Annotated in this window: 8 protein-coding genes and 2 riboswitches; of the genes, 1 reads left to right on the forward strand and 7 read right to left on the reverse strand. The window is 41.6% G+C overall.

Features of this window, described 5'->3' with window-relative positions:
* Window positions 1-410: 410 nt before the first annotated feature.
* A complete protein-coding gene (locus tag CUU66_RS23405; RefSeq protein ID WP_101645813.1) occupies window positions 411-800 on the forward strand; it encodes a group-specific protein in 390 nt (129 codons plus the stop codon).
* 37 nt (window positions 801-837) lie between these two features.
* Here CUU66_RS23405 and ptsG read toward each other — a convergent pair whose 3' ends face one another.
* The 7 genes from ptsG to CUU66_RS23440 all read right to left on the reverse strand — a co-directional run bounded on the left by ptsG (window position 838) and on the right by CUU66_RS23440 (window position 11,997).
* Entirely contained in the window at window positions 838-2,895 is a 2,058-nt protein-coding gene (ptsG, locus tag CUU66_RS23410) for a glucose-specific PTS transporter subunit IIBC (RefSeq protein ID WP_101645814.1), read from the reverse strand.
* Window positions 2,896-3,091: 196 nt separating this feature from the next.
* Window positions 3,092-3,931, reverse strand: a complete 840-nt coding sequence (glcT, locus tag CUU66_RS23415; protein ID WP_101645815.1) for a glucose PTS transporter transcription antiterminator GlcT — start codon at window positions 3,929-3,931, stop codon at window positions 3,092-3,094.
* Window positions 3,932-4,099: 168 nt separating this feature from the next.
* On the reverse strand, window positions 4,100-5,434 hold the full coding sequence (locus tag CUU66_RS23420) for an NCS2 family permease (protein WP_101645816.1): 1,335 nt from the start codon (window positions 5,432-5,434) through the stop codon (window positions 4,100-4,102).
* 110 nt (window positions 5,435-5,544) lie between these two features.
* A riboswitch (purine riboswitch) is annotated at window positions 5,545-5,644 on the reverse strand.
* 100 nt (window positions 5,645-5,744) lie between these two features.
* Window positions 5,745-7,298, reverse strand: a complete 1,554-nt coding sequence (gene guaA, locus CUU66_RS23425) for a glutamine-hydrolyzing GMP synthase (protein WP_101645817.1) — start codon at window positions 7,296-7,298, stop codon at window positions 5,745-5,747.
* 185 nt (window positions 7,299-7,483) lie between these two features.
* A riboswitch (purine riboswitch) is annotated at window positions 7,484-7,585 on the reverse strand.
* Window positions 7,586-7,619: 34 nt separating this feature from the next.
* Window positions 7,620-9,836, reverse strand: coding sequence for a DUF4129 domain-containing transglutaminase family protein (locus CUU66_RS23430; RefSeq protein WP_101645818.1), 2,217 nt, complete (start codon window positions 9,834-9,836; stop codon window positions 7,620-7,622).
* Window positions 9,833-11,044, reverse strand: a complete 1,212-nt coding sequence (locus tag CUU66_RS23435; RefSeq protein WP_101645819.1) for a DUF58 domain-containing protein — start codon at window positions 11,042-11,044, stop codon at window positions 9,833-9,835. Before CUU66_RS23435 ends, CUU66_RS23430 begins: the two co-directional genes overlap by 4 nt.
* Window positions 11,041-11,997 carry an AAA family ATPase gene (locus CUU66_RS23440; protein WP_101645820.1) on the reverse strand — a complete coding sequence of 319 codons (957 nt, stop codon included), beginning with the start codon at window positions 11,995-11,997 and terminating at the stop codon, window positions 11,041-11,043. Before CUU66_RS23440 ends, CUU66_RS23435 begins: the two co-directional genes overlap by 4 nt.
* Between the last annotated feature and the right edge of the window lie 455 nt (window positions 11,998-12,452).

Here is a 12,452-nt window from a genome sequence, read left to right on the forward strand (position 1 = left end):
TTTTGTTATTTTCTCATAGAGAAAATATCTGGCGTCTTGTTTCGTTCAGTTTTCAAAGAACAATCATTGATCAGTATTGGTCAGTCGCTCGTAAGCAACTTAATAATCATAACACATATCAATCATCTGGTCAACATCTTTTTTTGAAGAAGTTATGAACCAGAGTTACTCAGTCGCTTAAAGCAACTAAATAAATATAGCCTATTATCCACTTTACCGTCAACAACTTATTTAAAAGTGATTTTAATCGTAACTCTTAATGTATGTGTTGTGGAAGTGTAATATGTATATTATCACCATAGAATATGTCCGTCAATACAAATCAAATGATTTATTTAGGTAAAATACCCTAACAACACAAAGCAATCAGAAACACTTAAACCTCACTAGAGACAGGAGAAGAAAAAAAGATGAATTTTTATATAGCCTCGGGATTCAGTAACAAAGAAAATGTCCGTCATGTTGCTGCCCTGCTTCAAGAGAAGGGACATAGGCAGACATATGACTGGACCCAAAACGTGAGAGCCTCTACCTTGAATGATCTGAAGCGGATAGGCGAACTTGAAAAAACTGCTGTAATCGAATCAGATTTCTTCATTATATTATTACCGGCAGGAGTCGGAAGTCATATTGAAGCAGGAATCGCCCTTGGATTAGGGAAAAGGGTTTTTATATATTCTCCTTCCCAGGAACTTTTTAGCTTCGAAAAGACAAGCACCTTCTATTATATTGAAGGAGTCCAGAGATACACCGGTACTCTTGATTCATTTGTGCTGAGTGTACTAAGAGAATTAACGTAAAAAAAGGAAGACCTCTTAACGAAGGTCTTCCTTTTTTTTATAACGAAATAATATTTTCTTCTTTTAAAGTAACATTTCCCTGCTTTTTAATGGTAACTTTCTCGCCTTCTTTTAAGTTAGTGAAGATGATAGGAGTAATAATTGAAGCAGCATGTTCTCCTATATAATCTAGATCTACCTTAAGTAAAGGCTGTCCTTTTTTGACCTTATCACCTTGAGAGACGAGGGTTTCAAATCCTTTGCCTTCTAATTTTACTGTATCGATACCCACGTGGATTAAAATTTCTCTGCCGGCATCCGATTCGATTCCTATGGCATGCTTAGTTGGAAATAAGTTAACAATCGTTCCATCGACAGGTGACACGACGGTACCCTCTGTAGGCACAATCGCAAAACCATCCCCCATCATTTTTTCAGAAAACACTTGATCAGGAACTTCAGTGATCGGTTTTAGCTCACCTTGCAGCGGAGAAACAAAGACTTCCTCTCGATTTTGAATCACTGCAGGGTTCACATCTTCGATTTGCTTCTTGACTTCCTTTTGTGGTTCCGGAGCTTTTTCGGCAGCTCTTGGTCTTTTGCCAGTCATAATGTCTTTCATTTGACCTTTTATTGTTTCTGAACGCGGTCCAAAGATTGCCTGGATATTGTTTCCGACCTCCAGGACACCCGCAGCACCTAATTTTTTCAACCGGTCCTTATCTACTTGTTTTGCATCATTTACCGATACACGGAGGCGTGTAATACAAGCATCCAAATGAGAAATATTCCCCTGGCCGCCCATTGCATCAAGAATCTCCGATGCTAGTTCTCCACCGGGAGCAGCAGCCGCTTCTTCTTCCCCTTCCACATCCTCTTCACGACCTGGAGTCATTAGGTTGAATTTACGAATGGCAAAACGGAAACCAAAGTAGTAAATGACCGCAAACACTAATCCTACAGGAATTACGAGCCAGGCATTTGTCTGTGGATTAATGAGACCAAATAGAATATAGTCAATTAATCCACCGGAGAAGGTCATTCCTATTTTCACGTTTAATAATTGCATAACCATGAATGAAAGACCTGCAAAGACTGCATGAATTCCAAATAATACTGGAGCTACAAATAAGAATGAAAATTCAATTGGTTCAGTGATACCTGTTAAGAATGAAGTTAATGCAGCTGATCCCATGATTCCAGCTACCAGCTTCTTTTTCTCCGGACGAGCTTCTTTATATATCGCATAAGCTGCTGCTGGAAGACCAAACATCATGAACGGGTATTTACCTGTCATGAAGGTACCTGCAGTCAAATTCTGCACACCGTCTTTGATCTGCTCCATGAATATACGCTGATCACCGCGGACTGTATTTCCAGCTTCATTAACATAATGGCCAAACTCATACCAAAATGGAGAATAGAAAATATGATGCAGACCAAACGGGATTAAAGCACGCTCTATAACACCGAAGATAAAAGCAGAAATAGTTAGGTTTGCATTTACCATATTGTTCGAAAATGCGTTTAGCCCGTTTTGAACTGGTGGCCAGATTACAAGCATTATTAAACCAAGTACAACAGCACTTGCAGCCGTTACAATCGGAACGAATCTTTTCCCTGCAAAAAATCCTAAATAAGAAGGAAGTTCAATAGTGTAGAATTTATTGTACATGAAAGCAGCAATGATCCCTACAATGATACCTCCGAAAACACCCGTTTGAAGAGTGGGTATTCCCAGGACACTTGCATATTCCATATGTCCTTCAAGATCCTTCAATTCTATGCCAAGGACTGTACCCATCGTTTTGTTCATGATCAGGAAACCAACTATAGCCGCAAGTCCAGCTACACCTTCTCCTCCTGCCAAACCTACAGCGACACCTACCGCAAACAACAACGCCAGGTTATCAAATACGATTCCGCCCGCACCTTCCATTACAGAAGCGATCATAGTCACCACATCATTTTTTAAAAAGGGTGCAAGGTCGAGCAATACTGGATTTTGCAAAGCATTACCAAAAGCAAGCAAAATTCCGGCTGCTGGCAGAATAGCAACTGGGAGCATTAACGCTTTCCCTACTTTTTGCAGCACGCCAAATGCTTTCTTAAACATTTAACTTCCTCCTTCACATTTATCAACTCAATAAAACGTTTGCAAAAAACTGACAATAAAAAAAGGCATGAGTATAGAAACCAATAGAAATGCAGAGTACGGGTATACTTTACCCATAATTGCAGTTTTCTAATGCTTTTTTCTTTACTCATGCCTGATCGAATCAGTAACACGTTAGTTTCAATATTAAATTAAATCAATTATTCCTCTGAAGCCTCTGAAGATGCATAGTTAAGTATACAGCTTCTGCATCGAAGACCGGCTTTTTTAGAACATTTTGCATGATTTTAATGAGTTTCCATGCAAGATTGTAGCATACTGGATACTCTTCCTGCAAGAGTGTAGATATTTTTTCTGGCTCTTCCACCTTTTCTTCACGCAGAACACGTTCAATAGCAAAGCGTAAATGGCGTACTAATCTCATGTAATCCATACTCGCTTTATTAATCGACATATCAAACTGTTCCTCAACAACTGCAATTAAGGAAGCGATCAACTGGGAATGCTGGTTGATTTCAGAAACCTGTTTATTCGTTATGGCACTATGAATATGAAGAGTAATAAAGCCCGTTTCAGCTTCAGGCAATGAAACCCCCGTCCTGGCTTGAATAAGCTCTACCACCTCTTCGGCTATATCAAACTCTGATGGATACAGTGTTTTTGTTTCATCAAGAAAAGGATTTCTAATGTTTATTCCTTCGTTGATCCGATGAATGGTTGCTGTCAGATGGTCTGTCAGCCCTACATGGATATGTTCATTTAACTCTCCGCGGACTCTTCGCTTGATAAGATCAATAGCTTCAATAATTACTGATAAAATAGGTTCCTCTATTAATGGTAAAAGTTTTTTATAGTTTTCCTGTTCATTTTCATTTTTTAAAACGAACATTTTTTCCGCTGATTCAGCAGATATAACTTCCCCTTTTTTTCGGTTAAAGCCTATTCCTTTCCCGATCATAATCACTTCTTCATATCTGGGATGGCTGGCAATCAGTACATTATTATTTAATACCTTTTTTACTTCAATACTTATCATGTATATACCTCATTTAGTAGGACTACTATACATGTTAGCTAAAACCCATTATATAAATCAACATATCCGAAAAAAAACAGACTTTCAAGAAGCAGTAAAAGCTGAAAAACATTGGTTCTCCACAAGAAAAAACAGAAACCGGCAGCCGGCTTCTGTTTATATGGACCATTACACCAAGAAGATGAAATAACATAGGAAGATAACGAAAAGGAAATACATAAGCGGATGAACCTCTTTGGCTTTTCCTTTAATGATCATTGTGATCGGATAGAACACAAATCCAATGGCGATACCTGTAGCAATACTATAAGTGAATGGCATTGCAACAACTGTAAAGAACGCGGGAACAGCAATTTCAAAGCGGTCCCATTCAATATTTTTAAGTGATGCAACCATCAGCACACCGACAACAATAAGGGCTGGAGCTGTGACGGGCGCTGTGATAACGGATAATAACGGGAAAAAGAAGAGAGATAGAATAAACAATATAGCAACTACGACTGCCGAGAAACCGGATCTGGCACCTGCGGCAACCCCTGCAGTAGATTCTACATAGGATGTCGTCGGCGAAGTACCGAGTATTGCTCCCACCACGATAGACATTGAGTCTGCGAATAATCCTCTTCCAGCACGCGGCAGTTCGTCACCTTTCATAATCCCTGCCTGAGTTGCCACCGCAACAAGTGTCCCAGCTGTATCAAAGAATGCCACAAAAAGGAATGTTAAAATAACAACGAGCATTTGAAGTGTAAAAATACTTTCTCCCGGGCTTGCGAAGGCATCAAAAGCTGCGCCAAATGTCGGCTCAATACTTGGTACAGGGCCAATAACTTTGGTTGGTGCATCAATAAGGCCAAAAATCATCCCTACTACAGCAGTAATAACCATACCGATAAATACTGCCGCATTAACACCTCTGGTTAATAAGATAACCGTAATTAAAATCCCAAATACAGCAAGAAGAGTTGTACCTTTGGTAAGATCCCCGAGACCTATCAGTGTTGCATCATTATTTACGATAATACCCGCACTTTGAAATCCAATAAAAGCAATAAACAAGCCGATACCCGCTCCAACCGCATGTTTTAATTGAGCTGGAATCGCGTTAATAATTCTTTCACGAAAACCTGATAAAGATAGCAGCACGAAAATAATACCAGCGATCAAAACGCCTGTTAAAGCAGTCTGCCATGGGACACCATACGTGAGCACAACCGTAAAGGCAAAGAATGCATTGAGTCCCATTCCCGGCGCAAGTGCTATTGGGAATTTAGCAATAATCCCCATCATCAGCGATCCGATGGCAGCCGCTAGTGCAGTAGCGACAAATACGGCTCCTGAATCCATTCGTAAGTCCGCGGGAAAATCTTTTATGCTTCCTAAGGATAACGTTAGGGGATTAACGATCAGAATATAAGCCATTGATAAAAACGTTGTTAATCCGCCAATGATTTCTCTTCGATAATTTGTACCAAGCTGGTCAAATCCAAAAAACTTCCTCATGATAATTTTTCCCTCCAGGAGATTAGTCGTATGGAACGAAAAAAGCGCTCCGCCAGGTTACCGAACGGAGCGCGACTGCTTGATAAATTAAGAAAAAGGGTAGTAATATCCTCTTTCATCGTTTATCCCGTAGTCGAGCTGTTACGGCAGCTCGGTAGAAACTTTTGGGCCAATCCCCAATATTATACGACATAATTTGATAATTATTTTATTAGTACAAAGATAATTTTATCACAGAATCGTAAAACGTCAATAAAAAATACGAACAATTTCTTGTTCGCACTTTTTAAAGTTCGTATTTAGCTGATTTTTATTCCCATTCGATGGTTGCAGGCGGTTTGCTTGTAATATCGTAGACTACCCGGTTCACATGAGCCACTTCATTGACGATACGGGTTGATATCAATTCCAGTACATCCCATGGTATGCGGGCCCAGTCGGACGTCATGCCGTCAATCGACGTCACCGCTCTGATTCCGATTGTGTAATCATATGTCCGGGCATCCCCCATAACCCCGACACTTCTTATATCAGGAAGAACGGTAAAGTACTGCCAGATTTCCCGGTCAAGACCGGCTTTTCTGATTTCTTCGCGAAGAATTGCATCTGATTCGCGGACAATCTCAAGCTTGTCCTCGGAGATTTCACCAAGAACACGGATTCCAAGACCCGGGCCTGGGAATGGCTGCCTCCAAACGATTTCATCCGGGATGCCTAATTCAGTACCTAGAGCACGTACCTCGTCCTTGAATAAGGTATTTAACGGTTCGATTAGTTTAAATTGCATATCTTCCGGAAGGCCGCCCACGTTATGATGCGATTTTATGGTTTGGGCAGTTGCCGTTCCGCTTTCGATAATATCTGTATAAAGCGTGCCTTGAGCAAGGAAATCTATCCCACTAAGCTTGGCTGCCTCATCATCGAATACATAGATAAACTCATTTCCGATGATTTTACGCTTCTGTTCAGGATCTGACACACCTTTTAGCTTGTTTAAGAAACGTTCCTGGGCATCCACTTTAATAACATTCATATTGAAGCCTTCACTGAAGGTTTTCATAACTCCCTCAGCTTCATCCTTACGTAGTAAACCGTGGTCGACAAAAATACAAGTTAACTGGTCCCCGATGGCCTTATGTATCAATACGGCTACTACAGAAGAATCAACCCCGCCGCTTAATGCACAAAGCACGTTCCGGTTTCCGACTTCCTGGCGGATTTTTTCCATTTCTATCTCGATGAAATTTTCCATGGACCAATTTCCTGCACAATCACATACACCGAACACAAAGTTTCTCAGCAGCTCATTTCCGTAAACAGAATGGCGGACTTCAGGGTGGAATTGGACAGCGTATAATTTACGTGATTCATCGCTCATCGCTGAAATCGGGCAGGATACATTTGTTCCGTCAATATTAAAACCTGCCGGCGCCTCTACCACAAGGTCTCCATGACTCATCCAGACAAGCTGTTCTTCAGGCAGACCCTGAAAAAGCTTCGTGCTGTTTGTTACGTTAAGAGTGGCCTTGCCATATTCACGGTTCTTTGCAGGCTCAACACTGCCTCCAAAGTGGACTGTCATAAGCTGCATACCATAACAAATCCCTAAAATAGGAAGGCCTAGATCAAAGATCCGTTCATCGCAGCGGAATGAATTCTCATCATATACACTGTTTGGCCCGCCGGATAAAATTATGCCCTTCGGATTTAACTTCATGAGTTCTTCTGCTGTGATGGTATGAGGATGCAGCTCACTATAAACGCCAAACTCCCGGATGCGTCGTGTAATAAGCTGATTATACTGGCTACCAAAATCCAGTACGACAATCATTTCTTGATTTTGCAATTCAGATTTTCCTGGCACTGCGGTCACCTCTATTGATGTATTTTTCGTTTTGCTGGATCAGGAGAGTCAAAAAGTCCCCTTTTATTCGTATGAATACAAAGAAGACTGGAACTCTGTCCACCCAAGTAAGTGTTTGTCACTACCTTAGGTTTTGATTTGCATGCAGAAATTAAACTTTCTTTTGCAAAGACAGAATTCCAGTCTTTCTATTTATCTGTCTTCATAGTCAAATCATTTACGGTGATTTGGTAGATACTTTCGAACCATATTTTCGAGGATATATGAAGCAATCCATATTGAATTATACCCGCTTATTTTATCAACTATTTTTAAAAAAGGTCAAGCTATTGTTTTATGCATGAGTCTTTCCCACATTTGGTGGACCTCCTGCCAGTCTGCATTCCTTGAATGACCTTTATAAATCATTTGTTCATATACACCCGTAAGCCTGATCATGTCCATTGTATGAAAAAAGGAATCAACATAATTTGCATATTCACGGAGTGTCTGTCCCTCGGGACGCTTCAATCCGTATCGATCAAGCTCTTTTAACAGTACTGGATATGATTTTAAGAAATGGCTTTCTGGAGTTTTATTTCTATATAGCAAAAGCCAGACCCGCGGCATCCATTTACCGCGCGTTAGGTAGATTCCCCAGGCTGCAAGACATAGGGCAATCAAAATCCCTATATTCCATGCTTTATGATTTTCCCAGGTTTCCTTTAGCATTTCCAGGATTCCTGAATCTGAAGCAGATACAGATTTCTTAGCGGTATTCTGTTCAGGCTTGACCGGTTCAGCTCTTTTTTGTTCCTCTTGGGGTGCCGAAGCCTGGACACTATTTCCGCCGGTGGCAGGATATTGAAACCGCGCGGAATTGGTAAATCCCTTGGTTGGCTCAAAAGGAACCCATCCTGTTCCCGGAAAGTAAACTTCAACCCAGGAATGGGCATTATTATTTGTAATTTCATAGATATTTTGATTGTCTTCAGAGCGGACATATTCTCCGTCTGAATATCCCTTAGTCCACCGGGACGGAATCCCTAATGATCTCAGCAGGACCACCATGGAAGTCGAATAATTATCACAATACCCCACTTTTGTATCGAATAAGAACTGGTCCACATAGTCTTGATTTTCCGCTGGATATGGAACATTTGTCTGATCATAGACAAACTCTTCCCTATCAAAGTAATCCTCTATCGCTTTAGCCTGATCGAATGAATTATCTTTACCAGCCGTTATTTCTGAAGCCAGGTCTTTAACCCGCTGTGGTACGGTAGTCGGAAGCTGGGTATATAAATCTAGTTCCTGCGGGGTCAACCGGATTTCAGTAGAACTGAGTGGGTCTTCCGCTTTTCTTAGCTGGCTTACATCATAGCGGGGCTGTTCATATTCAATCGAAAATTCGCTGAGTTGGACAGAGGTTTGATCATCCATATAAGATTGGATTTTCTCCTTATTGGCATCAAAGTCAAAATATCTGGCCTTATCCGCCGTTATTTTTGTAACCCCCAGTGGTTCCGGATAGGGGATATGCTTATATCTTCTGTTTACAGTGACTGTTGCTTTAAACTCACTTTTCTTTTTATTAGGCAGCGAGAAAAAGTACAGCTTTTCATCTTCAGGAAGCCGTATAATGGAATCGTTCGCAAGATTGGCAACTTCCCAGCCCTTGCCGGTATAGAAATTCTTATTTTCTACCTTCCAATAGTGCCGGACCGAGGATTTTGCCTGAAACACGACGGTACTATCTGATTGAAAGGCCCCTCCAAGTTTGTCGTCATTCTCTCCGTAGCCGACAGTGCTCACCGTTCCCTGTCCCGAAACTTTATCAGAGTAAGATTTGATAAAAGGAACTGGGTCAGGCCATATCGGATCTTCTTTCGGGCCGGAGAATCCCAAAAGGACGCTGCAGGCAATCAGCAGTCCCAGCGGCAGCATCCACCTTGTAACAGCACTGGATGAGTAGGTGATTTTTTCTGTATCAATAGTGCGATAATATGTCTGGATACCCAGGACTGCAAAGCCTATTACAATCAGCCTTATGATGGCAGAATCCGCATGATAGGCCGTAAAGGTGTCCAGCACAGTGATGTATATCACCGAAACCAGGAAAAAGAGAAGCATCTTCTTCCTTACAGCCAGCCAGTAGGAAATGAGGTACGTCATTAAACCCAATAAGAGAAAGAACAACAGTGTTTTAAAATCATTACTGAGTTCATACCATTGTCTGGTTAATAACAAATCCATGTTTATGACCATATTTTTAATGAATTTAATAATCCAGGACAGCCCTATCAAATGATCAGTCCGATAATAGAAATTATGGATGATCACGAGGATATAAACCGTTTTTATAGATAATCTCAGAATCAATGAAAGATTTAAAAATCTTAATAGAAGAGCCATTCCAATGAAAGTCACAAATATACCTAAATTCCCTGTATCGGTTAGTTCACCTAGCGGCTTGATCCACTCCAATAAAAGAAGGAAGCCTAAAAAATATAAAAGCAGATACCCCGATCTGGAACGCCTGGCCGAGTCTCCTCTCATTGTCCGCTCACCTCTTTGTTTCCATCTGTATAAGCCTGATCACTTAAATATCTTACAAGAATGCCGCACATTGCAGCCTGCTGCTGAACCTGTAATTCCCTATTCGACAGGCCTCTCTCATCGTCTCTAAGAGCAATAATGGAGATGGAACGGGAATGTTTCCTTCGGGCCAGTGCTTGTATGGTATCTTCTGTCAGCTGTGAAGTAACGATCATTAAGGTAGCATTATAAGGTATTACTTGGGTTTCTCTATTCAAAATATCGATGATTGAGACATCATTCTGCTGCTCGGCTCTGGCTAACAAATGAAAAATTTTCTGGAGCTGTCCATCTCCGCCCTGTATAGGCAGGGGATGCTCCATGAGCAGGGGCATGAAAAAACCGATGGGAATTCCTCGTTTAACCGTTGCTAAGGCAGCGGATGCAGCTAATGAAATAAGCGGCTCAAAAGAAGGGTCACTTATAGTATCGAGCAGCATGAAAACATCCTGGCTTTTTTTCTCTTCAAATTCCTTCGTCATAATCTCATTTTTCCGGGCTGTTGCTTTCCAGTTTATCCACGAAAAGCGGTCCCCGGGCTGGTATTCCCTTACACCGGAAAGAGTGGAAACTTCCCGCTGAATCCGGACAGTACTCGCTGTCTGCCCTTGATTAAATTGGGTGCCTATCTGCTTATATGATAGGTCATAATAGGAAGGGTACACCAATACCCTTTCCTTCACCGAAAAGCGGGCCCCCTTCTCAATGAGTCCCAGCAAATCTCCTACCTTTATCGTAACTTCATTAAATTCGTGCTCTCCGCGCACAAGACGTTCTATGCGGTACGAAACAACAAACTCTTTTTTAAACCACGGAAAGATCAGTTCTTTTTTTACGTGAACGCCAGATTTCTCCAGCTGCTTCGGCAGATTTTCCTCAATCACCAAAAAAAAGAGCGGGAAGGCAAATCTGCGCCTGATCTTTAGTGTTACTTCTAACGAATCCCCAGCCCTGCACTCCGACCGATTGATGGCTCGTTCAATCAGGAAATCATTTATTGGATAAAGAAATAAACCCAGCGAATACAATCCAAAAGGAAGAAAGCTGTAGAATAGGAACCAACTGACAAATCCCCCCTGAAACATGGCATAAACAAAGGCTGAAAGCATCAGAAAAATAAGAAGGAAAAATTTAAGATAGGGCAGAACAAATGCTTTAAATTTGTTCATTTCTGATTCACTAACCTTTGTACGGGAACAGGAGTCTTAGATACGATCATTTCTATTATGTCTTCAGCAGTCAGCCCTTCATATTTTGACTCAGGCTTTAAGATAATCCGATGGGAAAAGATATAAGGGGCAAGGTATTGAATATCATCAGGAAGAACGAAATCCCTTCCTTTTAAAAGTGCAAAAGCCTGCCCGGCTTTCATCAATGCGATGGAACCCCTTGGGCTTGCTCCGAGGAAAATCTGCTTGTGCTCACGCGTACGTGAAGCAAGCTCTACTATGTATCTTTTAATCGTATCATCCACATGCACTTCTTTTACTTCCTGCTGAAGCAGCCGCAGCTCTTCAAGGCTGATCACTGAATCAAGCTCCACTATTGGAGGAGTATGCTGCGCCCTTTCCAGTACTTCCATCTCTTCTGAAGCATCCGGGTACCCCATCTTCATTTTTAATAAGAAGCGGTCCAGCTGCGCTTCTGGGAGCGGGTATGTTCCCTCATATTCAATTGGATTCTGAGTGGCCATTACAAAAAAGGGCTTCTCAAGCAACCGGGTCACTCCATCCACTGTTACGCTCGCTTCCTCCATCCCTTCAAGCAGGGCCGATTGAGTCTTGGGCGAAGTTCTATTGATTTCATCAGCGAGGATGATATTTCCCATGATCGGACCCGGCCTAAAGACAAACTCCTGCTCCTTGGCATTATAGATAGAAACACCAGTCACATCTGATGGCAGCAAATCAGGCGTAAATTGAATTCTTCTAAAGCTTGCGCCGATTGATCTCGCCAGCGCTCGTACCATCATCGTTTTCCCTACCCCCGGTACATCCTCCAGAAGGACATGGCCATCTGCCAGCAAAGCCACTACACTCAACTCGGCAACATGCCGTTTACCTATCATTACCTTTGCTATATTATCTAAAATTCTTTCAATTTTTGGATGTGTCTGTTCCATCTATCTTTTTCCCCCCGACCTAACTTGATGACCTTTTACCTAATCTTATTCGTCAAATAGCAACATTTTTCCTTCTTTTTACATAAGAAAGTACTTCTTCCTATTCATAAAGGGTAAAAGCCTGATAAGCAGTTATTTGTCTAATGCCTTTGATCAGAATTAAACCAAGAGTGCCTGCTTGGATCCTGATATTCAAAACCTGTTCGATTTCATTCACCGCGATGACTGTATCTAGAACTTTTGATAAGGCTCTTTTCTAAAAGAATGTTGTTTTTTTAATAAGTTCTGTGAACAAACCCTATTGTTAAACAGGTTGATTGGAACGTAAGGTACGAGACTCCTGCGGGAGCAGCGGGTATTGTCCGGCTCCGAACTGACACCGCGGGTCTAGCCAATCGCCATTAAAAGGCAAAATCGGCCTTTCACTGCCGCTCGTCTTATGCCGGGCTAACGCA

The sequence above is a fragment of the Peribacillus deserti genome, from assembly GCF_002863585.1.
GTDB lineage: Bacteria > Bacillota > Bacilli > Bacillales > DSM-1321 > Paraperibacillus > Paraperibacillus deserti_A.

Excerpts from the sequence above, each read along its gene's own strand:
- CUU66_RS23435 (WP_101645819.1), bottom strand. The coding sequence starts at position 11,044 with ATGAACAAATTTAAAGCATTTGTTCTGCCCTATCTTAAATTTTTCCTT.
- CUU66_RS23440 (WP_101645820.1), bottom strand. The coding sequence starts at position 11,997 with ATGGAACAGACACATCCAAAAATTGAAAGAATTTTAGATAATATAGCA.
- CUU66_RS23420 (WP_101645816.1), bottom strand. The coding sequence starts at position 5,434 with ATGAGGAAGTTTTTTGGATTTGACCAGCTTGGTACAAATTATCGAAGA.
- CUU66_RS23405 (WP_101645813.1), top strand. The coding sequence starts at position 411 with ATGAATTTTTATATAGCCTCGGGATTCAGTAACAAAGAAAATGTCCGT.
- CUU66_RS23430 (WP_101645818.1), bottom strand. The coding sequence starts at position 9,836 with ATGAGAGGAGACTCGGCCAGGCGTTCCAGATCGGGGTATCTGCTTTTA.
- ptsG (WP_101645814.1), bottom strand. The coding sequence starts at position 2,895 with ATGTTTAAGAAAGCATTTGGCGTGCTGCAAAAAGTAGGGAAAGCGTTA.
- glcT (WP_101645815.1), bottom strand. The coding sequence starts at position 3,931 with ATGATAAGTATTGAAGTAAAAAAGGTATTAAATAATAATGTACTGATT.